We start from the raw sequence: 24533 nt of genomic DNA on the forward strand, positions 1-24533 counted from the left end.
AAAGGCGTTTTCGCGGGTAGCCCCCTCATCCGACCCTCCGGGCCACCTTGTCCCCCTTGGGGAGAAGGGAAACACTTTCGAGGAGGACACAATGGCAATCGAAGCATCAAACGAACAGACGCGCGAACCGCGCATTCGCCTCGGCATGGTCGGCGGCGGGGCTGGCGCATTCATCGGCGCCGTGCACCGCATGGCGGCCCGTCTGGACGACCAATACGAACTGATCGCCGGGGCGCTGTCCTCGACGCCAGAAAAGGCGCAGGCCTCCGGCCGCGATCTCGGTCTCGATCCGTCGCGCACCTATTCCAGCTATCGCGAGATGGCGATCCGCGAAGCGAAGCTGAAGAACGGCATCGAAGCGGTGTCGATCGTGACGCCGAACCATGTGCATTACGATGCCGCCAAGGAGTTTCTCCGCCGCGGCATCCACGTCATCTGCGACAAGCCGCTGACGTCGAACCTCGCCGATGCGAAGAAGCTGAAGAAGATCGCCGACGAGAGCGGCGCCCTCTTCATCCTGACGCATAACTACACCGGCTATCCGATGGTCCGCCAGGCGCGCGAGATGATCGCCAATGGCGAACTCGGCGATATCCGCCTGGTGCAGGCCGAGTATCCGCAGGACTGGCTGACGGAAGCCGTCGAGCAGCAGGGCGCCAAGCAGGCTGTCTGGCGCACCGATCCGGCCCAATCCGGCGCCGGCGGCTCGACCGGGGACATCGGCACACATGCCTACAATCTTGGCTGCTTCGTTTCCGGCTTGGAGCTCGACAGCCTCGCAGCCGATCTCGACAGCTTCGTCGAAGGCCGTCGTCTCGATGACAATGCGCATGTGATGCTGCGCTACAAGGCGAAGGGCAAGGAAAAGCCGGCCAAGGGCATGCTCTGGTGCAGCCAGGTGGCGCCGGGCCATGAGAACGGTCTGAAGGTTCGCGTTTATGGCACCAAGGGTGGCATCGAGTGGGTCCAGGCCGACCCCAACTATCTGTGGTTCACGCCGTTCGGCGAGCCGAAGCGGCTGATCACCCGCAATGGGGCCGGTTCAGGTGCTGCGGCCGCCCGCGTCTCGCGCGTCCCGTCCGGTCACCCGGAAGGCTATCTTGAAGCCTTCGCGACGATCTATACGGAAGCGGCCCATGCCATCAACGCCGCCAAGAAGGGTAAGCCGGTCGACAAGGCTGTGGTCTATCCGACTGTCGATGACGGCGTGAAGGGTGTCGCCTTCGTCGAAGCCTGCGTCGCGTCTTCCAAGAAGAACGGCGGCTGGGTCAAGGTCTGATCCGAGGCCAGTTCGTTTCAAATGAGCGCATTCCCTTCAATCTTAGGGAATGCGCTCATTCGCGTTTAAGGGGATTGTGAATGAAGGAGGCCGCAACCATATGGGGAGGCCCGATGACATTCTCTTTCCGCATCATGACGTGCATTCTGGCGCTGGCAGCCGTTCCGGCATCGGCGCAACAGCTCATTCCTGGTGGGCAGCGCGTGCCGGGAACGATCAACGTTCAATCGACGATGTCGATGTCGGTTCCGGCCGATGCAACGCAAAATCCTTCCGAACAGATCGAACTGGCGCAGAAGACCTTCTATGCGATGGCCGGGCGCCAGTGCTCGCTGGTTCTGGAGACGGTGGGCGAGAGCTGCCAGATCACCAATCTCAGCAACAATGCCGATCTTAATCGCGGCAATGGCAGTTTCATCACGGTGCGTGGCACCGTTACGATGGCCGTCAAGCTCAAGGGTCAGGCCGACAAGCCGTAAGCCCTATCAGGCTGAAGCGGAAAGCCGCTTCAGCCTTGCGATCTGCTTCAGGCTGCGACAGCGGCCTGCTTCCGCTTCAAGAGCGCATCAATGCTGAACGAGCCGGCGCCCGCGGCGACGAAATAAAGCATGACGAAGCAGAACAGGATAGCGGCGACGCCGCCGTTCTGCGCCGGATAGAAGCTCTTCGGCGCATGAGCGATGAAATAGGCGAAGGCCATCAGGCCCGAGAGAACGAAGGCGGCGGCCCGCGTCTTGAAGCCGATCAGCACCAGGAAACCGAGAACCAGTTCCAGCGTGCCGGCAATCCATGACATGGAGCCAACCGGCGGCACGCTTGCCGCGGCAGGGAAATGCAGAATCTTCTGCGTCCCGTAGCTGAAGAGTATGAGCGACGAGACGATGCGCAGCAGGCTGAGAACATGCGGCTGCAGCAGGTGGATGGAAGCGAGCATCGGGTTCCTTTCGTTGTTATTTCCCATTCCGCTCTCACCCGGCGCATCGCCGATCTCAAGTCACGACTTCTGACATCAGCGTTATCACGCTGCGACCGCGCCATCCGCATGCGCCTTGATTTGACCGCCTTGCCTGCCTAGATTGCCGTCATCCCGCAATACCAACAGGATGTGTGCCACCATGGATTTCACCCAGATCGCAATGCCGTCTCGCCTTGCCATCCGGGAGTTCTCTATCCATGCCTGCCTCCATCACTCTTTCCAATCTTTCGTGGTCGACGCCTGACGGGCGGCCGCTTCTTTCTGGTCTCGATCTGAGCTTCGGTGCCGAGCGCACAGGACTTGTCGGGCGCAATGGCGCCGGCAAGACGACGCTGCTGAAGTTGGTGACCGGCGAGCTGAAGCCGCTGTCCGGCAACATCGCCCTCGACGCGCGCCTCGGCATTCTCCGCCAGTCGGTTCAGGTCGAAGCCGGAGCGACAATCGCCGATCTCTTCGAGACCCGCTCGGCGCTTGCCATCCTCGCGCGCGCCGAGCGTGGCGAGGCGAGTGTCGAGGAGCTTGCCCATGCCGACTGGACGCTCGAGTCCCGCATGGCTTCGACCCTCGAACGCGTCGGCCTGGATGCTCTGCCAGAAACAGTGCTTTCGTCGCTTTCCGGCGGTCAACGCACCCGAGCAGGTTTGGCGGCGCTGATCTTTGCCGAACCCGATTTTCTCATCCTCGATGAGCCCACCAACAATCTCGACCGCGAGGGCCGGGAAGCGGTGATCGCGTTACTGCGCGATTGGCGCGGTGGGGCGCTTGTCGTCAGCCATGACCGCGAGCTGCTGGAGACGATGGATGCGATCGTCGAACTGACGGCGCTGGGTGTCAGGCGCTATGGTGGTGGCTGGAGCGCCTTTCAGGAGCGCAAGTCGATTGAGCTTGCCGCTGCCGAACATGATCTCGCCGACGCCGAGAAGCGGATCGACGAGGTCAATCGCAGCGCCCAACTAGCGGCCGAGCGGCAGGCGCGAAGCGACCGCGGCGGGCGGATCAAGGCGGCGCGTGGCGACATGCCCCGCATTGCCGCCGGCGGGCTGAAACGCAAGGCCGAGAATACCCGCGGTGAGCGGGTGCGGCTCGGCGAGAAGCGGCGGCAGCACGCACTTGGTGAGGCTTCGGTGGCGCGCGGCAAGATCGAAGTCCTGCAGCCTTTTGCCGTCAGGCTGGAGCCGACCGGCTTGCCGCCGTCGCGCGTGGTGCTGCGGCTCGAAGGCGTCACGGCCGGATATGTGCCGGGGCGGCCTGTCATCCGCAATCTGTCGCTGTCGCTGACAGGGCCGGAGCGTGTGGCGATCTCTGGTCCGAACGGCTCCGGCAAGACGACGCTTCTGGCGCTGATCACCGGTGTGCTCACCCCTTGGGAGGGCACGGTCTCGGTTCCTGCCGGGCATGCGTTCTTCGATCAAGGCGTCAGCCTGCTCGATCCCGGCCTCAGTGTCCGGGAGAACTTCCGTGCCCTCAATCCGGGCGCGGATGAGAATGCCTGCCGGGCGGCGCTGGCACGGTTCATGTTTCGCGCCGACGCAGCACTTCAGCAGGTATCGACGCTGAGCGGCGGGCAGCTGTTGCGGGCTGGGCTCGCCTGCGTGCTCGGCGGACCGAAGCCGCCGCCGCTGCTCATCCTGGACGAGCCGACCAACCATCTGGACATCGACTCGATCGCTGCTGTCGAAGCGGGGCTTGCTGCCTATGACGGCGCGCTTCTGGTCGTCAGCCATGACGAAGTGTTTCTGGACAATATCGGGATCACGAGACGGGTTCTGATGCCGTCGGGCGCAACCATGCTCTAATGGCCGGACGAAGCGTAGCGGGAAGCCGGTCCTGAAGCCGCAATCTATCTGCAACGTTACAGTTTTGACATTCGAGGCCTGTACAAGACATTCCGGCTTGGCTAAACCGCCGCCAACGATGGCCGCGCCGGCCGACCTGAACAGCACTAAAGACGGAAAACATCATGATCGATCCGAAGCTTCTCGCAGCCCGCTTCCCGGGTGATTTCACCTTCGGCGTGGCGACAGCCGCCTTCCAGATCGAAGGTGCCTCCAAGGCCGATGGCCGCAAGCCGTCGATCTGGGATGCATTCTGCAACATGCCGGGCCGCGTCTATAACCGGGACAATGGCGATGTCGCCTGCGATCACTATAACCGCCTCGACGAAGACCTCGACCTGATCAAGGAGATGGGCGTTTCGGCATACCGCTTCTCGATCGCCTGGCCGCGCATCATCCCTGACGGTACCGGCCCGGTGAACGAGGCTGGTCTCGATTTTTACGACCGCCTCGTCGACGGCTGCAAGGCGCGCGACATCAAGACCTTCGCGACGCTTTACCATTGGGATCTGCCGCTGCTGCTCGCCGGCGACGGCGGCTGGACGGCGCGCTCGACCGCCCATGCATTCCAGCGCTATGCCAAGACGGTTATGGCCCGCCTCGGCGACCGCCTCGATACGGTCGCAACCTTCAACGAGCCGTGGTGCATCGTTTGGCTGAGCCACCTCTATGGCATCCATGCTCCGGGCGAGCGCAACATGCAGGCAGCGCTGCATGCGATGCATTACATGAACCTCGCCCATGGTCTCGGTGTCGAAGCGATCCGCTCCGAGGCGCCGAATGTTCCTGTCGGTCTGGTGCTCAACGCCTCGTCGATCATTCCGGGTTCCGACAGCCCGGCCGATCTCGCTGCCGCGGAGCGCGCGCATCAGTTCCACAACGGCGCCTTCTTCGATCCGGTTTTCAAGGGCGAATATCCGAAGCAATTCGTCGAGGCGCTCGGCGATCGTATGCCCGTCATCGAAGACGGTGACTTGAAGATTATCAACCAGAAGCTCGATTGGTGGGGCCTCAACTACTACAAGCCGGACCGCGTCCACGACGATGCCTCGAAGAAGGGCGATTTCCCCTGGACTGTCGAGGCGGCACCGGCGAGTGACATCAAGACCGATATCGGCTGGGAAGTCTACGCGCCTGGTCTCAAGCATCTGGTCGAGGATCTCTACCGCCGCTACGACCTGCCGGAATGCTACATCACCGAGAACGGTGCCTGCGACAATACCGATGTCGTCAATGGCGAAGTCGATGACACGATGCGCCTCGACTATGTCAGCGACCACCTCGATGTCGTCGCCAACCTGATCAAGGACGGTTATCCGATGCGCGGATATTTTGCCTGGAGCCTGATGGACAATTTCGAATGGGCGGAAGGCTACAAGATGCGCTTCGGCCTCGTTCATGTCGATTACAACACCCAGGTCCGCACCGTTAAGAAGAGCGGCAAGTGGTATCGCGAGCTCGCTGCCCAGTTCCCCAAGGGCAACCACAAGACTGCCTGACCGGAGCTTCGCCTCTACTCTGGAGTTCAGCAAAAATTGCGGAAAATCACCCCTGGGTTTCGGGGGTGATTTTGGCAACCCGAATCGGGACCGGAAATCGGTTTCTGTTCCGATTTTTCCGTGTCACGGCGCTGAATAAGCAGCATGGTGCGGCCGCAAAATATGCAGCAAAGTCAGCCGCTTCCGATGCTCCGGGGGCGGTTTTTGCATAGATAGCGAAATTTATCTGTAAAACACCCGCTGATTAATCGTTTTGCCGTGATTTTTAACAGTTTCTTGAGCTCTTGACTGGCACAGTCCCTGCCATCGGGGAGCAATAAATGCCTAAGTTATTCGGGCAAAAAAATCAGGCCTTGGGGATAGGCCGGCACACGACCGTCACGGGCGTGTTGCTGACCTTCGCCGTCATCGTCGCGATCGTCACTGTGATGATCCTGACCGCAATTTCGCGCGTCGCAGACAATGCCAACGTGCTCGACGACGAGCGCTCGCGGGAGACCACCGCTGGAGCGCTGAAGACCTTCGAAGAGCAGCTCGGCGCGACCCTCAACGACTATGCCGCATGGGACGACGCCGCCGCCAATGTCTATGCTGATGGCGGCATGGCGTGGACGATCAGCAATTACGGCGAGATGTCCGTCAACAGTTCGCTGTTCGACATGGCCATCGTCATTGATGACAACAAGAAACCGCTGATGGCCTTTCGTGATGGCAAGGCGATGGAGGGCCGTCTCGACGACTTCTTCGCACCATCGCTCTGGACCCTGTTCGACAAGGTTCGAGCGGCAGATCTAACTGATCCGGAGGCTGTCGGTTTTGTCGGGACGAAGTCGGGCATCGCCGCTGCGGGCATCGCGCTGGTACGCGATAAATCGGGCGCGTTGGACAAGCCAGCGGGCAGCCGCCGCTACCTGATTTTCGCGCGGCATCTCGATGATGCCAAGGTGACCGGTCTTGGCGACACCTATGTGATCCATGGCATGAAGCTTGTGCCCGCGGACTACGCCGCAAAATATTCCGTCAGGATCGATGATGCTGCGGGTATCACGCTCGGCAAGCTCGTCTGGACGTCGCGGTCGCCGGGAGACATCGGCTATGATCAGGTGCGGCCGACCGTGGTGAAAGCCTTGGGCTTGGTGGGCTTGTTCTTCGCCGTACTTCTGGTGATCGGCTGGATGGCCGGACGGCGTCTCAAGGCGGAAGAAATCACCGCCCGCGAGGAGGCGCTTCGCGACCGGCTGAGTGGTCTCTGGAACCGCGAGGGGCTGGGGATCGCCATCGACGCGATGGTCGAGGAAGCCCAGCAAAACAAGAAGAACATTCTCATTCTCTACCTCGATCTCGATGGCTTCAAGGAAGTCAACGACAGCTACGGCCATGGCACTGGCGATCAGCTGATCCGTGCCGTTGCGGCCGGGTTGAAGGTTCTGATCCCGTCGCATGCCGTTCTCGCCCGTATCGGTGGCGACGAGTTTGCCATTGCCTTCCATTCCGAAGGCGGCAATGCCGAAGCTCTGCAGCTCTCGGAACAGATTCTCGACTTCCTCGCCGAGCCGCTGGAAATCGGCCGCCGTGTCGTCGTCATCGGCGCCAGCATCGGCATCGCGATGTCGCCCGAAGGCGTTGCTGACCGCGAAGAGCTGGTGCGCCGCGCCGACCTCGCGATGTACAAGGCCAAGGAAGCCGGCCGTGCCCGGATGATGCTTTATGATCCGGAGATGGATGCAGACCGCGAAGAGCGCAACGCGCTGGAGATCGATCTGCGCGCTGCGATCGAGAGCGGCGATCTGACGCTTGCCTATCAGCCGCTGATCGATGCGGAGACCTATGAGATGAATGGCGTGGAAGCGCTGGTGCGCTGGAACCGTCCAGGCTTCGGTCCTATTTCGCCCGATGTCTTCATTCCGGTTGCCGAGACCAGCGGCCTGATCGAAGCGCTCGGCCTGTTCGTCTTGCGCAAGGCATGCGAGACCGCCAAGCAGTGGCCGGATCTGCGGATCTCGGTCAACGTCTCACCCGGCCAGTTCCGCAATCCGGCATTTACCGATTATGTGCGCTACGTTCTGAAGCAAACGGAAATCGAAGCGCGCCGGGTGACACTCGAGATCACCGAAGGCTACATGATCCAGAATCCGCAGCGCACGCGCCAGTCGATCGAACGGCTGAAGACGCTCGGCGTGAAGATTGCGCTCGACGATTTCGGCTCTGGTTTCTCGTCGATCGGTTACCTGCGCCAGTTCGGCTTTGACCGCATCAAGATCGACCGTTCGCTGGTCGATGGCGTTACCGAGAGCGAGAGCCAGCGCGAGATGCTGCAGGCAACTGTCGCCCTTGCACGATCGCTCAATATTCCGGTGACGGCCGAGGGCATCGAGACGGAAGCCCAGGCGGTCGCCGTCCGTCTCTTCGGTTGCGACAGCCTGCAAGGCTATCACTTTAGCCGGCCGGTGACGGCCGACAAGATCACCGAAATGCTGGAGGCGCGGCGCGAGCAGCGCCGGCCTCCGCGCCGGACGAGTGCAGCCTAGGTTCCGATATGCTTCTGGCCGCGCTTCCGGGCAAGCGCGATCTGATGCTGGCGCTGACGGTAGCGCAGGCGATCTTCTTCACTGCGCGTGCCGTAGCAATGGCTGCAGGAAACGCCTTCCTCATAGTGTGGTGAGGTGATCTCTTCCGCGGTGATCGGGTTGCGGCAAGCGTGGCAGAGCTTGTGCTCGCCTTCCTTCAAACCGTGCTCCACGGACACGCGTTCGTCGAAGACGAAGCAGGCGCCTTCCCAGAGGCTTTCCTCCTGCGGCACTTCCTCAAGGTATTTCAGGATGCCGCCCTTGAGGTGATAAACCTCGTCGAAGCCATGTTCCTTCATGAAGGCCGTCGCCTTTTCGCAGCGGATGCCGCCGGTGCAGTACATGGCGATCTTCGGCTTGTTGTGCAGGCCGGGATTGTTGCGCACCCAATCCGGAAACTCGCGGAAGGTCTTGGTCTGCGGATCGACGGCGCCGCGGAAGACGCCGATGGCCGTCTCGTAGTCGTTGCGGGTGTCGATCACGATGGTGTCGGGATCGGAGATCAATTCGTTCCAGTCTTTTGCCGCGACATAGGTACCAACCACCTTGTTGGGGTCGATGTTCTCGACGCCCATGGTGACGATCTCTTTCTTCAGCTTCACCTTCATGCGCAGGAACGGCATTTTTGATGCGCGGCTTTCCTTGTGCTCCAGTGTCGCGAATTCCGGCTGGGCGCGCAGATAGGCCAGTACCGTCCTGACGCCTTCATCCGGTCCGCCGATCGTGCCGTTGATGCCCTCATGGGCAAGCAGCAGCGTTCCCTTCACGCCGTTTGCCTCACAGAGCGTCTGCAGCGGCTCACGCAGGCTTTCGAAGCGCGGCACGGAAACGAAATGATAGAGCGCCGCCACGAGGAACGAGCTTGAGCTATTGATGCTGTCGGTCATGGGCGGTGGAAATACAGCTTTCGGCCCGTCAGTGCAATTGCCTGTTGGCGCGGGCGCTCAAGTCACTTTGCCGCTGCGTTCCAGAGGAGCCGGATGCGCCGTGCCTCTTCACCAGGATCGTCGGCAAAGATGGTCTCTGCCATGACCAACGCCTCGCGGCGGTCGTCCTGCTGGCGGTGGATGATCGCATCGAGCAGGCGCGCAAGATCGTCATTGCGGGTGAAGAGCTGCGGCTCGGCCTCTACGAGATCGCTGAGCACGGACAGATCGTGGACGTGTCCCAGACGATCCACCAGCGCCTTCGCCGCATCGCGCTTGGCTTTCATCGCAGTAGGCCAGAGGACGGTCAGGAGTTTATGATTGGCGCGGTAATCCTGCGTTCGCTTGCGCAGTTCATGGAAGGCGCTGTCGGAGGCCTCGCCATGGCAGGCGTCAAGCGCGGCTAGCGCTTTCGCTGCCGTCCGCTCCCATCCCTTGGCAATCAGTTTCGCAGTCTTGTCGCGTTTGCCCGGAAAAGAGAGACCGTCCAGCGCTGCGATCGCCTCTTTCAGAATGCCGCTGGTTTCCAGAAGCTTCGGCTCGATGCCCGCCTCGGCCTCGGTCATCCAGTTCCGTCGGGTTTCTAAGATGATAGCTATCCGCTCGAGTGAGGCGCGCTCGTCGTCATCGCGCGCATGAGATTGCAGATAGCGGACGGTTTCGATCAGCGCTTCGGCATCGCGAATGGTGGAGAGCGCCCTGGCGGCATCCCTTAGCCGGATATTCTCGCGTTTCCGGATTGCGCCCATCTCCCCGGCCACCAGCCGGTAGAGCGAGCGCACCTTTTTCAGGTTCTTTCGGAAGGCGTGGATCGCCTCGTGTGTGCCATCCGGACGCTGTTCGAGCATGCGGATCGCTTCCAGCAGTTCGCCGGTCGCAGCATCCTTGAAGCTATCGGTAAAATCCGCGTCAGGCCGAATGCGGAAGGGCATGGCGGTCGTACTGGTATTCGGTCGCCAGCGCCTGGTTCGAGTAGTGGAAATCGCCGGTGACCTCGCGGCCGAGCCATGAGGGCAGAGAGGGGCTGTCGGTTTCCGCCTTCAGTTCGACTTCTGCAATCACGAGGCCGCGATGGGGGCCGCCAAAGACATCGACTTCCCAGATGAAGCCTTCGTGGGGCACGCGGTAGCGGGTCTTCTCGATGACGATACCGATGGCGTTTTCCATCAGTTCCTCGGCATCGGGGACGGGGATATCATATTCGAATTCGTCGCGCGTCAGGGTGCTGCGGCCGATCTTCATCGTCAGCCGGGCGCTGCTGTCATCGAGGATGCGCACCCGGACGGAACGGTCGTCCATCGAGGCGACGTAAGCCTGCTTGAGAATTGCCTTCGATACGGCCTTGGCGCGCCATCCATCGGTGCGTACCAGAAACTTCCGCTCGATTTCCTTCGCCATTGCCAGTGACCTTTCGTGACGAGGGGCTAAGCTAGCGCAAAAAAATAATGGTTCAAACCCATTTATGCCAAAGATCGGTTTGGTCTCGACAAAGTGTACCCTTGGGCGTATCTCGGAGCCCGAATTTCAATCGTTTCAAAGGATCTTGGCCATGGGCGAAAAGACACAGAAGCTCCTTTCCATCCTCAAGCTTCAGCCGGTCGTTCCGGTGCTCATCATCGACGACGTGAAGTCCGGCGTTTCTCTGGCGCGGGCGCTTGTCGCCGGCGGTCTGAAGGCCATCGAGATCACAATGAGAACCCCGGTTGCGCTCGAAGCCGTGCGCGCCGTTGCCGACGAAGTGGAAGGCGCTGAAGTTGGTGCCGGCACCATCCTTAATGCCGCCCATTGGGAAGCTGCCGTTGCCGCCGGCTCGAAGTTCATCGTCAGCCCCGGCGCGACGCAGGAACTGCTCGATGCCGCCGCCCAGTCTCCCGTTCCGCTGCTGCCAGGCGCAGCAACGGTGAGCGAAGTGATGGCGCTTCGTGAAGAAGGCTATCAGGTCCTCAAGTTCTTCCCGGCCGAGCAGGCCGGCGGCGCTGCCTATCTCAAGGCTCTGTCCTCGCCGCTCGCCGGCATGCTGTTCTGCCCGACCGGCGGCATTTCGCTGAAGAACGCCAATGATTACCTGTCGCTGCCGAACGTTGTCTGCGTCGGCGGCTCCTGGGTTGCGCCGAAGGAGCTGGTTGTCGCGGGCGACTGGGCAGGTATCACCAAGCTTGCAGCCGAAGCTGCAGCGCTGCAGGCCTGACATTTAAGTGATCGCTATTGATGCAGGCGCCTTGCGCCTGCATTTGTATTTACAGTTGCACTTCCTATCTTCATCCCAGCCTTAAAACAGGGAGACGACGGGGAATGTTCGACGCAAAGAAGCTTCTTGATCAGTTTTTGGGATCGCAAATCCCGGGTGTTGGCGGCAGTGTTCGCGATCGCGCGGGCGGTGCGGTGCAGCTCGCCAAGGACAATCCGTGGAAGGCCGGAGCGCTGGCGACAGCCCTTCTCGGCACGAAGACCGGCCGCAGCATTGCCGGCAATGCGCTGACGATCGGCGGTCTGGCCGCGATTGCCGGCCTCGGCTATCAGGCCTACAAGAATTATCAGGCCGGGCAGACGCCTGCCGCTCCTGCCGAGGCTACTCCTTCATCGCCGCCGCTTGTTCTTGCTCCGCCTGCCGATTCCGGTTTCGGCCCGCAGTCGCCTGCTGCTAGCAATGAGTTCGTGCTGGTGCTGATCCGTGCCATGATCGCCGCTGCGAAAGCCGACGGCCACATCGACGATGGCGAACGTGCGCTGATCATGGGCAAGATGAAGGCCGCTGATGTCAGCGGCGAAGCTGCCGCTTTCATTGAGAAGGAATTGGCCTCGCCAACCGATCTCGACGCGCTTGTTGGCGCTGCCCGGACCGAGGAGCAGAAGGTGGAACTCTATACCGCCTCGCGCCTGACGATCGAGCCGGATTCCCGTGCCGAGCGCGGCTATCTCGATCTGCTGGCGGGCCGTCTCGGTCTTGCCGATGCGCTGGTCGATCATATAGAGGCAACTGTGTCTTCCGCGAAGGTGACGCTGTCACAGTGACAAAGGGGCCGGTTGCCTTTCCGGGGCGGCTGGCCTATCCACTCTTCCACCAGAGGAGTGACCATGCGCGATCTTTCCACCTACAAGGTTTCCGCCCCCGGCTATGTGACGCTGAAGGGCCGCTATGTGACGGTTGAGCCGTTCGTCCGCGAACAGCATCTGCAGGCCCTGTGGGACGGTCTTGGCGGCATGGGCATCAATCCGCTGCTTCTCTATTTCGCACAGGACGATTTCGGCGGTATCGAGGATTTCGGTACGTGGCTCGACAACGCCAAGAAGGGCGGCTGGCTGACGCATATCTTCCGTGACAATGCGACGGGCGAAATCGTCGGGATGGCGAATTACATGCGCGCCGATCCCGCGAATGGCGTTGTCGAAATCGGCGGTGTTGCTCATGGCGCCGGGATGAAGCGTTCGCCGCTGTCCACCGAAGCGCATTACCTCATGGCCAAGCATGTGTTCAAGGACCTCGGCTACCGCCGCTACGAATGGAAGTGCGACAACAGCAACGAGCCGAGCAAGACGACCGCGGCCCGCTATGGCTTCACCTTCGAAGGCGTCTTCCGTCAGCACATGATCTCGAAGCGCCGCAACCGCGATACCGCCTGGTTTTCGATGATCGACAGCGAGTGGCCGCTGCTCGACGATGCCTTCAAGGCTTGGCTGTCGCCTGATAATTTCGATGGAAACGGAGACCAGAAGCGCAAGCTGCAGGACATTCGCGCCGATCTGGAAAAGGAACGGCTGGCATGAGCCCCGAAAGCCGTTCGCAGGCCGTCGCCGCCGCCGTCATTCTCCTGGTTGCAGGGCTGGTCATCTATTTCCTGCCGACCCTGGTTTTGTGGATCGGCCAATATTCGCCGCCGCTTGCGTTTGCGGTCGGCGCGATCCTGCTGCTTGGTTTCTTCGCGATCTTCTGGCTGCGCGCCCGCTATCAGCGAAACAAGAGCCGCTGAGCGTCAGCCCTGCAGGGAGGCGCCAAGAAGCAGGGCGCCGAAGCAGATGACGAGTATGGCGCCGAGAATCTCGATCGCATTGCCGATCCAGACAGATGTCACCGAGCCCCGACCCGCGATGCGAACGGCAGCACCCTTGGCTGTCACGGCAAGCGTTGCGAGGATCGCGACGGTGATCGCCGTGCCGAAGGACATGGCGAGCACGGAAAGCACGCCACCGAGATAGAGCCCGTTCAGCAGCGAAAAAGTCATGACCAGCAATGCGCCGGAGCAGGGGCGCAGCCCGACGGCGATGATCGCCGACCAGGCTTCGCGGATGCTGAACGTATCGGAGCCAAGCAATGACGGATCCGGCATATGTGACTGGCCACAGGTTTCACAGGCCATGCCCGAAATGAAATTGTGGCCGGCGCTGCGGGCCTGGGTCTCGCCGAATGCATAGGCGTTCTTTTCCGTCTCGTTATCTTTCCAGTCGAGCATCATGCTGACCGGCCCTTCCGGCGTCGCCACGACTTCGCGTTTCGGCATGCCTGAGATCATCGAGCGCAGCTTGCGGAAGAGAAGCCAGCCGCCGAAGGCAATCACCATGACGAAGCTGGCGATCTCCATGGCGTGCGTTGCCTGCGTCAGCGTGATCCCGCTACCGCGCAACACCAGCCACGCGCCGCCGACGAGGGCAACGGCGACGATGCCCTGGATGAAGGCCGAGATGAAGGAGATCACGACGCCGCGGCGAAGCTCGACTTCGTTGGCGATCATATAGGACGAGATGACCGCCTTGCCGTGACCGGGGCCGGCGGCGTGAAAGACGCCATAGGCAAAGGACAGGCCTATCAGCGATGTCAGCTGCCAGGGATCCTGACGCATCGCCTTCAGGGCGCCGGTCAGCGCCCGGTAGAAGGCCTGCTGTTCATAGTTCACATAGGCAAGAAGAGGTGCAAGCGGGCCGCCGATAGGCTGGAAGCTCGGCTCTGCGGTTCCAATCCCGAGTGGAGACTGCGCGTGCGCGGCGCTGACGGCCACGGCCATCATCAGGGCCGCCGCGGGCATGAGGAACGGGATGGATCGTTTCAGCATGAGATCTCAAGCCTGGTGGCAAAGAGTTTCGACATGTTGGTGCCGGTCGGGTCGTTAAAGAAGGCGTCGGTCAGGGATTGCTTGTTTTCTGAAATGACCTGGTCGGGGTCGGGGCGCAGAACGTCATGCTTGCAGCCCTTGAAGCCATCGCCGACCAGCACGAGTTCGTTGTCGGACGGAAAGTCGATCGAGGTGTAGAGCGTTGGATCGTAGACGCCGAAGGTCAACTTGCTTTTCAGCGGCATTGGCTGCGAAGGCTTGACTGCAAAGAACATCAGCAGCTGGCCCTCCTTGTAATCGACATGGATGATGTCGGGCTTCTCGACCGTGACGTTTTTCCCATCGACGGTCATGTTCATGTAGTAGTCGTAGTCGGCCAGCGAATCCCGCACCGTCTTGCCGACTTCGGCAAGTTCGTTTGGCTCAAGCTTCAGGTCGGTGTTCTTGTCGAAATCCATGACGACGGACGATGAGAAGACCTCGTCGAAGCGCCAGATGTTTCTCAGCTCCTGGATCGTGCCATCCGGTGCCGCCACCACTTCGAGCCGGGCCTCCACGAAGATGTGCGGATGCGCCATGGCTGCGACGGGCGCGAGTGCCAGCAGGCCGGCGATCGGAAGCGTGGATTTTTTCATGCGTCGGCTTATCGCTCTGCCCAAATCGGTTGCAGTTTTCTTGCCTGACAATGGGACGGAATTGGGACCGGTCTCAAGGTGGCAAAGTGAATCAGCCGTGGCTCAGCTATGCTTCTTGAACCAGCCGTGCAGGTAATCCACGAAGATGCGGACCTTGGCCGGCAGATAGCGCCGGTGCGGATAGACGGCGTAAATGCCGCGATCGGTGGGGATATAGTCGTTGAACAGCGTCACCAGACGGCCGTCCTCGATCGGCTTGCGGGCGATGAAATCAGGGATCAGCGCGATGCCGAGGCCTGACAGCGCTGCGCGTAATGTCGCATGCGGGCTGTTCACCTCCATCGGCCCGGAAACGGCGACGGTAAACGTCGTGCTGTCCGGATTGTAGAAGTGGATGCTCGCCTGCGTGCGTGAGTTCCGGTCGACGATGAAGGGCACATTGGCGAGATCCGACGGATGCTCGATATCAGGATAGCGCTCCAGAAATTCCGGCGTCGCGCAGATATGGACGCGGAAATCCGAAATCTTGCGGGCGATCATGCCGGAGTCTTCAAGCTTGGTGACGCGGATCGCCAGGTCGAAGCCCTCCTCGATCAGATCGACGAAGCGGTCGTCAGCGGCGATCTCCAGCTGCAGGTCCGGATTTTCCTTGGCGAAATCGATGAGGCACTGGCCGACATCGGCATCGACGAAGGTGCGCGGAACCGAGATCTTCAGGCGGCCCTTCAGCTGTGCATTATTCTCGCGGACGAGATCGGCGAGATTGTCGATCTCCTTCAGGATGTCTGATGCCGTCCGGTAATAGGTATGACCGGCCTCGGTCATCGAGAACTGGCGGGTGGTGCGGTTCAGTAGCAGAGCGCCGAGCTCGTCTTCCAGTTCCCGGACATATTTGGAAAGCAGCGCCTTGGAGCGGCCAGTGCGGCGCGCAGCGGCGGAAAAGCCCTCGGCTTCGACGACATCGATGAAAGCGCGTATGCGGGTGAGCGTGTCCATATGTCTTTTTATCCAGGTTCTAGGAGGTCAATCTACGAGACCGAGAAGGAATGCAAGCGCGGCATCGAGCTGGCGAAGTTCGGTTTCGGTCATGTGTCCGATGATCTTTCCGACTTTCTCTCGCGGCACGCCGATAATCTTGTCGGTCATGATCTGAGAACGAATTCGCAAACCCGTTCCTTCGGCGGCATCCAGAATCGGCCGAAAATCAGATTCCACGATTGTTGAACTGATCGGACAGACGACGACAGAGGCATGTTCCTGGGAAATGGCGTTGGTTTGTACAACGACCGCGGGCCTAGGCTTTCCATAATCGCCGGATATCGCGATCGTGACGATGTCGCCACGTTTCATTCCGGCCATGTCCAGCCACGGAGGTCGGCAGCTGCCTCAATCCACTCCAGAACTTCCCGCTCATCATCCTTGTTAAGAGCGGCGACCTGCTTTGCAATGCGCCTTCTCACTTCGGGAGAGCGGGCATCGAGCGCAACGATGCGCACTTCGCGAAGGTGGTTGGCCTTCCGCCGCTCTCTCATCGCCTTCATGCGCTCTGCGGCGGCCGACATTGGCACTTCCTCCGATTTTTCCAAGGATAAGTGTAACGCGTGACGCCTCGGCACGCAATTCGGCGCATTTTTCGCGGCTTTGATTTTTTGCGGCAGGGGTCAAAAAAATTCTTGATTATGACGACGAATATTCTTATCTCGTCCTCAGCCCAAAGTCGCACGTGCCCATGGGTGTCCGCCGAACCCTCGAATTGGTGAGGAAATCGGTAAGGTACCTGGAATTAACCCCTCCAGTCGCTATTCCGGCCAACCGGAAAATGCGAGGACGCCTGAAGCAACGACGGTGCGGGCCTTTTTGTTCTCTCCCTGCTTTCCATCAGCGGGGGTTACTGAAGAGGCACACCTTCATTGCCGGAAGTGCGGTAGGGAACCCCCTCCAATCCATGGCAGACAAAGCCGAATCCATGTCGCGTATGCGGCGGCGATTCATCATTTGCGCATCGAGCGCTTGCTATGGTTCCGGGGTCTCCACCGGCTGGTTCCAATGCGAGTTCCCGTATGCCCTTTGTCCTCCGGTTTTTGCCGGAGCTCTGGAATTGAAAAGGGATTGACATGACCACTCAGCGCATCCGCGACTTTCTCGCAACCCGACGTCCCGACGGTCCCTGCCTCGTGGTCGACCTCGACGTCGTGCGCGACAACTTCTCCGCTTTCCGTCACGCCATGCCGGACAGCGCCATCTACTACGCCGTCAAGGCAAACCCGGCTCCGGAAGTCCTGAAGCTGCTCGCCGACATGGGCTCCAACTTCGATTGCGCGTCCGTCGCTGAAATCGAAATGGCGCTGAACGCCGGTGCGACCGCTGCCCGTATTTCCTACGGCAACACGATCAAGAAGGAACGTGACGTTGCCCGCGCGCATGCGCTCGGCGTCAGCCTCTTCGCCGTCGACAGCCACGAGGAAGTCGAGAAGATCTCGCGCGCGGCTCCCGGCGCCCGCGTATTCTGCCGCGTTCTGACGGATGGCGAAGGCGCCGAATGGCCGCTGTCGCGCAAGTTCGGCTGCGTTCCGCAGATGGCCGTCGACGTTCTCGTCTACGCTCACCAGCTCGGTCTCGAATCCTATGGCGTTTCGTTCCACGTCGGCTCGCAGATGACCAAGGTCGATGCCTGGGATTCGGCTCTCGCCGATGCCAAGCGCGTCTTCGTTCAGCTGGCCAAGCAGGGTATCCACCTGCAGATGGTCAACATGGGCGGCGGCTTCCCGACCAAGTACCTGCGTGACGTTCCGACGGCGGAAGCCTATGGACGTGCCATCTACCAGAGCCTTCGTGACCACTTCGGCAACAACCTGCCGAAGACGATCATCGAGCCGGGCCGCGGCATGGTCGGCAATGCCGGCGTCATCAAAACGGAAGTCGTGCTGATCTCGAAGAAGTCGGACAACGACGCTGCCCGCTGGGTGTTCCTCGACATCGGCAAGTTCGGCGGTCTGGCCGAAACGATGGACGAAGCCATTCGCTACCCGATCCGCACCGAGCGCGACGGCGACGAAATGGAGCCTTGCGTGATCGCCGGCCCGACCTGCGATTCCGCTGACGTGCTGTACGAAAAGAATCTCTACCCGCTGCCGCTCACTCTTTCGATCGGCGACGAGATCCTGATCGAAGGCACCGGCGCCTACACGACGACCTACTCGGCGGTCGCGTTCAACGGCTTCGAGCCGCTGAAGGCCTATATTATCTGATCTAGCTCGCCCCGTAGCCAGCCGGGGCGGCAAACTCACAATTCCTTTTCATCGCCGCTAACTACGGTATTGGGTACGGGAGGCCACGATGGCCGCTGTTCTTGATTCTGTCCGCGCATTCTTTGCGCCCTCTGTTTTCACCATCGACGCCGAAAATCCCTCGGATGTCGTAGCCCGCGAGAATTTGCTCGACCGCGCCATGGGTCCGAACCGCCGCAAGAAGTCGTCGGAAAAGATCCGCCGCGGCCGTATTCCGGCCGAAGGTCTGGCTTTGGTCGCCCGCGATGGCGACGGCCATGTCATCGGCACTGTCCGTCTCTGGAATGTCGAAGCCGGCGTCAACAGCGAAGGCACGCCGATCAATGCGCTGCTGCTCGGCCCGCTCGCCGTCGATGCCGCCTATGAAGGCAAGGGCATTGGTGCGGCGCTGATGCGCGCTGCAATTCTCGAAGCCAAGAACCGTCAGCACGGCGCGATCCTGCTGGTCGGCGATGCGGCCTATTACGAGCGCTTCGGCTTCTTTGCCGAGGGCGCCCGCCATCTCGTCATGCCCGGCCCGTTCGAACGTTCGCGCTTTCTGGCGCTTGAACTCGTCGAAGGCTGGCTTGACGGCGCAGCCGGCATGATCGTTCCCACGGGGCGCATGCTGACGAGCGCGCCGGTCCGGAAGGCGGCCTGACCGGTAACAAGCCTCTCTCCCGAAAGGAGAGGGGCTTCTTTTGTTTCAGCCCTTGATCTTGCCCTTGTCGATCAGCCAACCGACTGACTCCTGGACGGCTTCAAGCGAGCTGTAGCGCGGCCGGAAATCCAGAGTATGCCGGGCCTTTGCCATCGAGCAGTTCGGGCTGCGGGCGATATGTTCCCATGTCGCCTTGGCATCCTCGGGCGTCTCATCTGCCTTCCACGCATCATACGGTTTGTAGGCCAGGTTCGGCTCATGGCCGAACCAGCGATACATCGCTTCGGCATAGCCGCGCAGTGTCAGCGCCTGTTCGGAAACGGCATGGAAAGCCTCGCCGGTCGAAGCGCGCCAATTGCCGATCGCCGCCATGAAGAGTGCCGCGATGTCATCGGCGTGAACATGGTGCACCGTTTCCAGGCCGAAATTGGCGAGCGTCAGCTGCTCGCCGCGGGCGATGGTCTGGAAGGCTGCGAGGTTGAAATGCCCGGCCGGATTAAGTGGCGCCCAGCCGCGGCCGACGATATGGCCGGGATGGATGAGCGTCACCGGTAGACCGCGGAGCTTCGCGGCTTCCAACAGATAGTCTTCGATCGCCTTCTTCTGGATGCCGTATTCGCCGAAGGGAGCTTTCGGCGCGTCTTCGCGTGTCGGCACGGCAAGCGAATGGCCATGCGTCCAGATCGTGCCGGTGTGCAGCAGGTGGCCGATATGGCCATTCAGCGCTTCGCCGAGTTCGCGGGCGCTATCAAGGGTGAAGCAAATCTTGTCGATGACGATATCCGCCTTCAGCGCACGGATTGCCCGGCCGAAGCTGCCGTCGCGCTCAAGAGCGGCGCGGTCCATCTGCCTGGTCTCTACACTCTTCCAGGCCGCGTGCGGCAGATAGGGCTCTGAAGTGCCGCGGCTGACGGCGATGACCTCGTGGCCCGCCTCGACAAGCCGCGGCACCAGATAGGTACCGACGTGACCTGTTGCTCCGATAACGACGACTCGTGCCATGACCTTCTCCTCCATCCATCCGGCCGGGACTATGTCGCGCCGGACATGCCAGGGGCAAGGGGCTTCATAACGTTTCACGTCCACGTGAGACGGCCCGGCTCGGTGGTGATTTTCTATCCTGATGGCCCTAGGTGAGGGGCATGCTCAAAATTCTCGCCGCCGTGCTCATTGTCATCGCCATTCCACTTGCCGCTTTAGCGGAGGACAAGCCGCTCGCGGGACTGCTCGATAATCTCGGTAACAGACAGGAACTGGCACCGCTGAAGACGGTCATGATTGCCAGGAATGGTGAGATCGTTGCCGAGCAGGGGTATCGTGGCCACACGACCTCTGAGTCCGCGAATATCAAATCGGCTTCGAAGTCGATCATCTCGGCTCTGGTGGGTATCGCCATTTCGAAGGGCCTGCTGGAAGGACCCGATCAGAAGATCGCGCCGATCCTCAAGACTGATCTCCCTGATAATCCCGATCCGCGACTCAATGACATCACCATCGGCAATCTCCTCTCGATGCAGGCGGGGCTCGGGCGGATGTCGGGGCCGAACTATGGGCGCTGGGTCTCCAGCCGCAACTGGGTTCGCTTCGCGCTGGCCCAGCCTTTCGATGACGAGCCGGGCGGCCAGATGCTCTATTCAACGGCATCGACGCACCTGCTCTCGGCAATCCTCACGAAAGTCGGCGGCAAGTCCACTTTGGCATTGGCGCGCGAATGGCTGGAGCCCGTTCAAGGTTTCCGCATCGGCGCATGGGAGCGGGATCCGCAGGGCATCTATCTCGGCGGCAATCAGATGGCGATGAGTGCCCTATCGCTGCTGGCCTTCGGCGACCTGTACCGCAATGGCGGCAAGACGGCTGATGGTGTGCAGGTCGTGCCCGCAGACTGGATCGTCCAGTCTTGGCAGCATCGAACCAATTCGCGCTTCTCGGGAGACGGTTACGGCTATGGCTGGTTCGAGCGGCAGATCGGCGGCGAAACCGTGCATTTCGCCTGGGGCTATGGCGGCCAGATGCTTTACATTGTTCCGTCGTTAAACCTGACGGTCGCCATGACTTCGGCGGAAAGCGGCCCTTCAGCGCGTAACGGCTATCGTGACGCGCTACATGACCTGCTGGCGGACATCATCGAGGCGGCAAAGACGTCGTGAAGGCGGCTGACGCCGCCGTCAACTCACGCCGAGATGTCGACCACGCCGCAATCGCCGGCTTCGGATGCAAAGGCCAGCAGCTTGCCGTTCTTGCTCCAGCTCATGGCGGTGATCGCACCCTTGCCGGGGCGGCGGATCAGGGCTTCCTTGTTGTCGGCGAGGCGAACGGCCAGGATCATGCCGTCGATGAAGCCGATCGCCAGGATATCCTCGGCCGGGTGAAACTTGACTGCAGTCGCCATGATGTTGGCGCGCGTGCCGAGTTCCAGCGGCGACTTGCCCATCGGGCCGTCCTTACCCTGGAAGGGCCAGACGATGGCAGCGGGGGCGCCAGATGAGGCGAGCCACTTGCCCTTGGCGGACCAAGACAGCGACTTCACCTTGGCCGGATAGCCGGTCATGCGCATGTGGCGTGCCTCGGTGCCCGGCTTGATATCCAGCTTCCAGCCGTGCAGGGCGTTTTCCTGCATGGAGGTGACAAGGAAGTTGCCATCGGGCGAGAAGGTGACGCCTGTGTGGGCACCCTTCCATTCGAGATCAACAGGCTTGGCTACTGTCGAAACCCAGTGCATCGACACGCCGTTGTATCGGGCAGCGGCAATGCGCAGACCTTTCGGCGCGAAGGCCAGGCCTTCGACGGTGCGCTCTTCGGTGAATTCCTTGGTCTCGCCATTGGCGAGGCGCACGAATGCACTCTTGCCATAGGAATAGGCGATTGCGCCCTGGGGGCCTGCGGCAAGCTGCGAAATCCACTTGCGCGGCGCGCTGGCAATTTCGGTCACGGAGGCATCGGCGCCGATGCGTAGTACCTTGCCGTCTTCGCCGCCCGAAATCAGGCTTTCGCTATAGGGATCGCGGATGCAGGTGAGCATGCCCTGGTGGGCTTCGGAAACCTTCTCGGCGCCATCCAGCCGGTGGAACGTCCCGTTGGCATTGGCGAAGAAGGGGGTGTCACCTAAAAATTCGACGGCCAGGATATGGCCGTCGAGATCAAGCGGAGCAACTGTTGGCATCAGGCCGCAGCCTCGCATGCCTTGAAGGAGGCTTCGAGCTTTTCGCGGTCGAGTTCGCGACCGATGAAGACGAGACGGGTCTCGTGCTTCTCGCCATCCTTCCACGGACGCTGGTGGTCGCCTTCGACGATCATGTGCACGCCCTGAACGACATAGCGCTCGGCATCGTCCTTGAAGGCGATGATGCCCTTCAAGCGCAGGATATTCGGGCCCTGCGTCTGGGTGATTTTCTGGATCCACGGGAAGAAGCGCTCTGCAATCATCTCGCCGCCGCGCAGCGACACCGACTGGACCGTCACGTCATGGATCGGCGATACGGCGCCATGGTGATGATGGTCGCGTCCGTGATCGTGGTGGTGATGATCGTGGTCATGGTCATGACCATGCGTGTGGTGGTGGTGATCGTGATCGCAGTCCGGGCCGCAGACGTGGTCGTCATGGCCGTGCTCGAGGAAATGCGGGTCGTTTTCCAGCGCACGCTCGAGATTGAAGGCGCCCTGATCGAGCACGCGGGCAAGATCGACGCCGGAGCGGTTGGTCTTGTAGACGCGGGCCGACGGGTTGATGGCGCGAACGATATCCTCGATCTGCGCCAGTTCCTCGGCGGTCACGAGGTCTGTCTTGTTGATGAGGACCACGTCGGCGAAAGCAATCTGGTCTTCGGCTTCGCGGCTGTCCTTCAGGCGCAGCGGCAGATGCTTGGCATCGACGAGGGCGACCACGGCATCGAGTTCGGTCTTGGCGCGGACGTCGTCATCCATGAAGAAGGTCTGGGCGACGGGAACCGGATCGGCGAGGCCGGTGGTTTCGACGATGATGCCGTCGAAGCGGCCGGGACGGCGCATCAGGCCCTCGACGACGCGGATCAGGTCACCGCGCACCGTGCAACAGACACAGCCGTTGTTCATCTCGTAGATCTCTTCGTCGGACTCGACGATCAGGTCATTGTCGATGCCGATCTCGCCGAATTCATTGACGATGACAGCATATTTCTTGCCATGATTTTCGGACAGGATGCGGTTCAGCAGCGTCGTCTTGCCGGCACCGAGATAACCGGTGAGCACGGTAACGGGAATGGGCTTCTGCTGGGTGGAGATTGCGTCGGTCATGAGAACCTCGAAGAAATGGGCGTGCGGCCGCAGGGGCTAAAAACGGTCGGTTTCATATAAGGAGTTGGGAGCGGCAGTTCAAAGGGTTTTATAATGTTATAAGATCACATTCTGCCGCTGCTGCGCCTCAGCCGAGTTCGGATGCGTCGAAGGCATCGATATCCTGCAGCAGATCGATCAGGCCTTCGACGGAATGGGCGATCAGCGCCTCGCCTTTTTCTGCCGTCGCGGCCGAAGCATTGCCCGCCACGCCTGCTGCGCTGAGATCGGACATCTTCCAGCCGAAAGCGTGCGGGCCATAGGCGCGCAGATGCTTGAAGCGCTCTGCGAATTCGCTTTGGCGCGACGGGAAATCGGCGGCTTTCTGCATTTTCACCTTGCCTGGGTGCAGAGCCAGCATCACCGATGTCTCGATATCGCCGCCATGGATGTCGATTGCCTTCGCCTCCGGCGCAATCACGCCATCGGGCACGCCGAAGCGTGTCCAGCTGGTTGCCACCGCCAACATGTTGAAGTGGACACGGGCCTCGGTCGAAACGATTGCCGTCAGCGGCGAGTTGCCGCCATGGGCGTTGAGCAGAACCAGCTTGCGGATGCCGAGATCATGCAGCATCCCCGATATGCCCAGCCAGCGATGGATCGCCTCGCCATAGGTCAGTGTCTTGGTGCCCTCGACATCCATATGCTCGATCGAATAGCCGATCAGCTCGGCGGGAAGGAAGGTCACCGGCAGGCCCGCCGGCAGCGCCGCTTTCACGCGTTCGACAATGCCTTCGGCGATCAGGGTATCGGTGTCGAAAGGCAGATGCGGCCCGTGCTGCTCATGGGCGCCGAGCGGCAGCACGGCAATCCAGCCCTTTCTTTCGTCAGGCGTGAGCGACGGATCGTTTTCCGCGAAGTTTAGAGAGGGGACTGTCATGCGGTTTCAATGCCCCTTGTTTATGACGTGAAGCTGCGCAATGTCATAATGCAGAAGATCAAAGGGATGGCGATGGGCAAGAAGCACAAAGACGGTAAGAAAAACAAGTCCAAGAAGAAGGACCAGACCGAATATACGCTTGCCGATCTCTCGCCCGCCCTGACACAGGCGGCGCGCTCGATGCGCACCGTGCTGTCCCGCAATCTGCTGGAGAGCGGTCTCTATGCCGGGCAGGACGGCGTCATTCTTTCGCTTTCGGAAACGGATGGCATGACCGCCGGCGGGCTCGCCCAGCGCCTCGGCGTCAAGGCGCCGACGATGACGCGGACGATCGGACGCATGGAGGCGCAGGGTTTCGTCGAGCGCAAGCCGGATGCTGAGGACGCGCGTCTGACCAAGGTTTATCTGACGGAGCTCGGCCGCGGCAGCGTCCAGTCGATCGAGACCGCCGCATCGCGTTGCGATGGGATGGCGACACAGGCCTTTTCCGACAAGGAGATCCGCAATCTCGTACGGCTGCTGAAGGCGATCGACAGTAATCTGCAGGCCGAAGCCGCGCATTTCGAAGAGCCGGACGAAAACTGAGATCCATTGAAATTTAGGTTTGCCTCCCTGCGTTTAATCTTTTAATTAAATATTTTAAGGAGCGCGCCTAC

Annotated in this window: 26 protein-coding genes; 13 read left to right on the top strand and 13 right to left on the bottom strand. The window is 61.0% G+C overall.

Features of this window, described 5'->3' with window-relative positions; all coding sequences use genetic code 11:
• Positions 1–91: 91 nt before the first annotated feature.
• Together AC1DJO_RS19165 and AC1DJO_RS19170 are read left to right on the top strand one after the other, a co-directional pair.
• The gene (locus AC1DJO_RS19165; protein ID WP_112385614.1) at positions 92–1279 is read left to right on the top strand and encodes a Gfo/Idh/MocA family protein; all 1188 of its coding nucleotides are present in this window, start codon (positions 92–94) and stop codon (positions 1277–1279) included.
• Positions 1280–1392: 113 nt separating this feature from the next.
• Entirely contained in the window at positions 1393–1758 is a 366-nt protein-coding gene (locus AC1DJO_RS19170) for a hypothetical protein (RefSeq protein WP_477972468.1), read from the top strand.
• A gap of 47 nt (positions 1759–1805) precedes the next feature.
• Here the strand turns inward: AC1DJO_RS19170 and AC1DJO_RS19175 are convergent, their stop codons facing one another.
• Positions 1806–2213 carry a DoxX family protein gene (locus AC1DJO_RS19175; protein ID WP_477972549.1) on the bottom strand — a complete coding sequence of 136 codons (408 nt, stop codon included), beginning with the start codon at positions 2211–2213 and terminating at the stop codon, positions 1806–1808.
• 239 nt (positions 2214–2452) lie between these two features.
• On the opposite strand from AC1DJO_RS19175, the gene AC1DJO_RS19180 reads away from it, so the two are divergent.
• The 3 genes from AC1DJO_RS19180 (at position 2453) to AC1DJO_RS19190 (ending at position 8117) form a co-directional block, all read left to right on the top strand.
• Positions 2453–4051 carry an ABC-F family ATP-binding cassette domain-containing protein gene (locus AC1DJO_RS19180; protein ID WP_477972470.1) on the top strand — a complete coding sequence of 533 codons (1599 nt, stop codon included), beginning with the start codon at positions 2453–2455 and terminating at the stop codon, positions 4049–4051.
• A 164-nt stretch (positions 4052–4215) separates the two neighbouring features.
• Positions 4216–5589, top strand: coding sequence for a GH1 family beta-glucosidase (locus tag AC1DJO_RS19185; protein WP_477940767.1), 1374 nt, complete (start codon positions 4216–4218; stop codon positions 5587–5589).
• Positions 5590–5909: 320 nt separating this feature from the next.
• A complete protein-coding gene (locus AC1DJO_RS19190; RefSeq protein ID WP_477940765.1) occupies positions 5910–8117 on the top strand; it encodes a bifunctional diguanylate cyclase/phosphodiesterase in 2208 nt (735 codons plus the stop codon).
• Here the strand turns inward: AC1DJO_RS19190 and trhO are convergent.
• The 3 genes from trhO to AC1DJO_RS19205 form a co-directional block, all read right to left on the bottom strand.
• Positions 8114–9043, bottom strand: coding sequence for an oxygen-dependent tRNA uridine(34) hydroxylase TrhO (gene trhO, locus AC1DJO_RS19195; RefSeq protein ID WP_477940762.1), 930 nt, complete (start codon positions 9041–9043; stop codon positions 8114–8116). The two genes, AC1DJO_RS19190 and trhO, sit on opposite strands and share 4 nt — an antisense overlap.
• A 62-nt stretch (positions 9044–9105) precedes the next feature.
• Positions 9106–10014: a CHAD domain-containing protein gene (locus tag AC1DJO_RS19200; protein WP_477972472.1), complete on the bottom strand. Its 909-nt coding sequence runs from the start codon at positions 10012–10014 to the stop codon at positions 9106–9108.
• The gene (locus tag AC1DJO_RS19205) at positions 9992–10480 is read right to left on the bottom strand and encodes a CYTH domain-containing protein (protein WP_112385607.1); all 489 of its coding nucleotides are present in this window, start codon (positions 10478–10480) and stop codon (positions 9992–9994) included. The genes AC1DJO_RS19200 and AC1DJO_RS19205 overlap by 23 nt, the downstream gene beginning before the upstream one ends.
• 151 nt (positions 10481–10631) lie before the next feature.
• Between AC1DJO_RS19205 and AC1DJO_RS19210 the strand changes: the two genes are divergently transcribed.
• From AC1DJO_RS19210 to AC1DJO_RS19225, 4 genes are all read left to right on the top strand, one after another.
• On the top strand, positions 10632–11270 hold the full coding sequence (locus AC1DJO_RS19210) for a 2-dehydro-3-deoxy-phosphogluconate aldolase (protein ID WP_477940758.1): 639 nt from the start codon (positions 10632–10634) through the stop codon (positions 11268–11270).
• 104 nt (positions 11271–11374) lie between these two features.
• Positions 11375–12094, top strand: a complete 720-nt coding sequence (locus tag AC1DJO_RS19215) for a tellurite resistance TerB family protein (RefSeq protein ID WP_477950231.1) — start codon at positions 11375–11377, stop codon at positions 12092–12094.
• A 63-nt stretch (positions 12095–12157) separates the two neighbouring features.
• Positions 12158–12847: a GNAT family N-acetyltransferase gene (locus AC1DJO_RS19220; RefSeq protein WP_477972474.1), complete on the top strand. Its 690-nt coding sequence runs from the start codon at positions 12158–12160 to the stop codon at positions 12845–12847.
• The gene (locus AC1DJO_RS19225) at positions 12844–13050 is read left to right on the top strand and encodes a hypothetical protein (protein WP_112385603.1); all 207 of its coding nucleotides are present in this window, start codon (positions 12844–12846) and stop codon (positions 13048–13050) included. Before AC1DJO_RS19220 ends, AC1DJO_RS19225 begins: the two co-directional genes overlap by 4 nt.
• A 3-nt stretch (positions 13051–13053) precedes the next feature.
• Here AC1DJO_RS19225 and AC1DJO_RS19230 read toward each other — a convergent pair whose 3' ends face one another.
• The 5 genes from AC1DJO_RS19230 to AC1DJO_RS19250 all read right to left on the bottom strand — a co-directional run bounded on the left by AC1DJO_RS19230 (position 13054) and on the right by AC1DJO_RS19250 (position 16324).
• On the bottom strand, positions 13054–14100 hold the full coding sequence (locus tag AC1DJO_RS19230; protein ID WP_477972551.1) for a nickel/cobalt transporter: 1047 nt from the start codon (positions 14098–14100) through the stop codon (positions 13054–13056).
• A 20-nt stretch (positions 14101–14120) separates the two neighbouring features.
• Positions 14121–14762: a DUF1007 family protein gene (locus tag AC1DJO_RS19235; protein ID WP_112385601.1), complete on the bottom strand. Its 642-nt coding sequence runs from the start codon at positions 14760–14762 to the stop codon at positions 14121–14123.
• Positions 14763–14864: 102 nt separating this feature from the next.
• On the bottom strand, positions 14865–15758 hold the full coding sequence (locus AC1DJO_RS19240; protein ID WP_112385600.1) for a LysR family transcriptional regulator: 894 nt from the start codon (positions 15756–15758) through the stop codon (positions 14865–14867).
• Between the two features lie 27 nt (positions 15759–15785).
• Positions 15786–16112, bottom strand: a complete 327-nt coding sequence (locus tag AC1DJO_RS19245) for a type II toxin-antitoxin system PemK/MazF family toxin (protein ID WP_477972476.1) — start codon at positions 16110–16112, stop codon at positions 15786–15788.
• Entirely contained in the window at positions 16109–16324 is a 216-nt protein-coding gene (locus AC1DJO_RS19250) for an antitoxin MazE-like protein (RefSeq protein WP_310296888.1), read from the bottom strand. The genes AC1DJO_RS19245 and AC1DJO_RS19250 overlap by 4 nt, the downstream gene beginning before the upstream one ends.
• Positions 16325–16876: 552 nt before the next feature.
• Here AC1DJO_RS19250 and odc2 point away from each other — a divergent pair.
• Together odc2 and AC1DJO_RS19260 are read left to right on the top strand one after the other, a co-directional pair.
• Positions 16877–18010 (top strand): ornithine/lysine decarboxylase, encoded by a 1134-nt coding sequence (gene odc2, locus AC1DJO_RS19255; protein ID WP_112385599.1) that lies wholly within the window; start codon positions 16877–16879, stop codon positions 18008–18010.
• Positions 18011–18098: 88 nt separating this feature from the next.
• Positions 18099–18689, top strand: a complete 591-nt coding sequence (locus AC1DJO_RS19260) for a GNAT family N-acetyltransferase (protein WP_477972478.1) — start codon at positions 18099–18101, stop codon at positions 18687–18689.
• A gap of 45 nt (positions 18690–18734) precedes the next feature.
• Here AC1DJO_RS19260 and AC1DJO_RS19265 read toward each other — a convergent pair whose 3' ends face one another.
• Positions 18735–19691: an NAD-dependent epimerase/dehydratase family protein gene (locus tag AC1DJO_RS19265; protein WP_477940745.1), complete on the bottom strand. Its 957-nt coding sequence runs from the start codon at positions 19689–19691 to the stop codon at positions 18735–18737.
• 140 nt (positions 19692–19831) lie between these two features.
• Between AC1DJO_RS19265 and AC1DJO_RS19270 the strand changes: the two genes are divergently transcribed.
• Complete coding sequence (locus AC1DJO_RS19270; RefSeq protein ID WP_477972480.1) at positions 19832–20836, top strand: serine hydrolase domain-containing protein; 1005 nt, start codon at positions 19832–19834, stop codon at positions 20834–20836.
• Positions 20837–20859: 23 nt separating this feature from the next.
• Here AC1DJO_RS19270 and AC1DJO_RS19275 read toward each other — a convergent pair whose 3' ends face one another.
• From AC1DJO_RS19275 to AC1DJO_RS19285, 3 genes are all read right to left on the bottom strand, one after another.
• On the bottom strand, positions 20860–21849 hold the full coding sequence (locus tag AC1DJO_RS19275; RefSeq protein WP_477972482.1) for a WD40 repeat domain-containing protein: 990 nt from the start codon (positions 21847–21849) through the stop codon (positions 20860–20862).
• Positions 21849–22958 (bottom strand): CobW family GTP-binding protein, encoded by a 1110-nt coding sequence (locus AC1DJO_RS19280; protein ID WP_477972484.1) that lies wholly within the window; start codon positions 22956–22958, stop codon positions 21849–21851. Before AC1DJO_RS19280 ends, AC1DJO_RS19275 begins: the two co-directional genes overlap by 1 nt.
• Positions 22959–23085: 127 nt before the next feature.
• The gene (locus AC1DJO_RS19285) at positions 23086–23877 is read right to left on the bottom strand and encodes a creatininase family protein (protein WP_477972486.1); all 792 of its coding nucleotides are present in this window, start codon (positions 23875–23877) and stop codon (positions 23086–23088) included.
• A 72-nt stretch (positions 23878–23949) separates the two neighbouring features.
• On the opposite strand from AC1DJO_RS19285, the gene AC1DJO_RS19290 reads away from it, so the two are divergent.
• Positions 23950–24462: a MarR family winged helix-turn-helix transcriptional regulator gene (locus tag AC1DJO_RS19290; protein WP_112385721.1), complete on the top strand. Its 513-nt coding sequence runs from the start codon at positions 23950–23952 to the stop codon at positions 24460–24462.
• The last annotated feature ends 71 nt before the right edge of the window (positions 24463–24533 follow it).

The organism is Rhizobium sp. 05N430, from assembly GCF_056396985.1.

Excerpts from the sequence above, each read along its gene's own strand:
- AC1DJO_RS19290 (WP_112385721.1), top strand. The coding sequence starts at position 23,950 with ATGGGCAAGAAGCACAAAGACGGTAAGAAAAACAAGTCCAAGAAGAAG.
- AC1DJO_RS19220 (WP_477972474.1), top strand. The coding sequence starts at position 12,158 with ATGCGCGATCTTTCCACCTACAAGGTTTCCGCCCCCGGCTATGTGACG.
- AC1DJO_RS19180 (WP_477972470.1), top strand. The coding sequence starts at position 2,453 with ATGCCTGCCTCCATCACTCTTTCCAATCTTTCGTGGTCGACGCCTGAC.
- AC1DJO_RS19240 (WP_112385600.1), bottom strand. The coding sequence starts at position 15,758 with ATGGACACGCTCACCCGCATACGCGCTTTCATCGATGTCGTCGAAGCC.
- AC1DJO_RS19235 (WP_112385601.1), bottom strand. The coding sequence starts at position 14,762 with ATGAAAAAATCCACGCTTCCGATCGCCGGCCTGCTGGCACTCGCGCCC.
- AC1DJO_RS19175 (WP_477972549.1), bottom strand. The coding sequence starts at position 2,213 with ATGCTCGCTTCCATCCACCTGCTGCAGCCGCATGTTCTCAGCCTGCTG.
- AC1DJO_RS19205 (WP_112385607.1), bottom strand. The coding sequence starts at position 10,480 with ATGGCGAAGGAAATCGAGCGGAAGTTTCTGGTACGCACCGATGGATGG.
- trhO (WP_477940762.1), bottom strand. The coding sequence starts at position 9,043 with ATGACCGACAGCATCAATAGCTCAAGCTCGTTCCTCGTGGCGGCGCTC.
- AC1DJO_RS19250 (WP_310296888.1), bottom strand. The coding sequence starts at position 16,324 with ATGTCGGCCGCCGCAGAGCGCATGAAGGCGATGAGAGAGCGGCGGAAG.
- AC1DJO_RS19170 (WP_477972468.1), top strand. The coding sequence starts at position 1,393 with ATGACATTCTCTTTCCGCATCATGACGTGCATTCTGGCGCTGGCAGCC.
- AC1DJO_RS19270 (WP_477972480.1), top strand. The coding sequence starts at position 19,832 with ATGCTCAAAATTCTCGCCGCCGTGCTCATTGTCATCGCCATTCCACTT.
- odc2 (WP_112385599.1), top strand. The coding sequence starts at position 16,877 with ATGACCACTCAGCGCATCCGCGACTTTCTCGCAACCCGACGTCCCGAC.
- AC1DJO_RS19280 (WP_477972484.1), bottom strand. The coding sequence starts at position 22,958 with ATGACCGACGCAATCTCCACCCAGCAGAAGCCCATTCCCGTTACCGTG.
- AC1DJO_RS19190 (WP_477940765.1), top strand. The coding sequence starts at position 5,910 with ATGCCTAAGTTATTCGGGCAAAAAAATCAGGCCTTGGGGATAGGCCGG.
- AC1DJO_RS19260 (WP_477972478.1), top strand. The coding sequence starts at position 18,099 with ATGGCCGCTGTTCTTGATTCTGTCCGCGCATTCTTTGCGCCCTCTGTT.
- AC1DJO_RS19275 (WP_477972482.1), bottom strand. The coding sequence starts at position 21,849 with ATGCCAACAGTTGCTCCGCTTGATCTCGACGGCCATATCCTGGCCGTC.
- AC1DJO_RS19200 (WP_477972472.1), bottom strand. The coding sequence starts at position 10,014 with ATGCCCTTCCGCATTCGGCCTGACGCGGATTTTACCGATAGCTTCAAG.
- AC1DJO_RS19285 (WP_477972486.1), bottom strand. The coding sequence starts at position 23,877 with ATGACAGTCCCCTCTCTAAACTTCGCGGAAAACGATCCGTCGCTCACG.
- AC1DJO_RS19225 (WP_112385603.1), top strand. The coding sequence starts at position 12,844 with ATGAGCCCCGAAAGCCGTTCGCAGGCCGTCGCCGCCGCCGTCATTCTC.
- AC1DJO_RS19185 (WP_477940767.1), top strand. The coding sequence starts at position 4,216 with ATGATCGATCCGAAGCTTCTCGCAGCCCGCTTCCCGGGTGATTTCACC.
- AC1DJO_RS19230 (WP_477972551.1), bottom strand. The coding sequence starts at position 14,100 with ATGCCCGCGGCGGCCCTGATGATGGCCGTGGCCGTCAGCGCCGCGCAC.
- AC1DJO_RS19165 (WP_112385614.1), top strand. The coding sequence starts at position 92 with ATGGCAATCGAAGCATCAAACGAACAGACGCGCGAACCGCGCATTCGC.
- AC1DJO_RS19210 (WP_477940758.1), top strand. The coding sequence starts at position 10,632 with ATGGGCGAAAAGACACAGAAGCTCCTTTCCATCCTCAAGCTTCAGCCG.
- AC1DJO_RS19245 (WP_477972476.1), bottom strand. The coding sequence starts at position 16,112 with ATGAAACGTGGCGACATCGTCACGATCGCGATATCCGGCGATTATGGA.
- AC1DJO_RS19215 (WP_477950231.1), top strand. The coding sequence starts at position 11,375 with ATGTTCGACGCAAAGAAGCTTCTTGATCAGTTTTTGGGATCGCAAATC.
- AC1DJO_RS19265 (WP_477940745.1), bottom strand. The coding sequence starts at position 19,691 with ATGGCACGAGTCGTCGTTATCGGAGCAACAGGTCACGTCGGTACCTAT.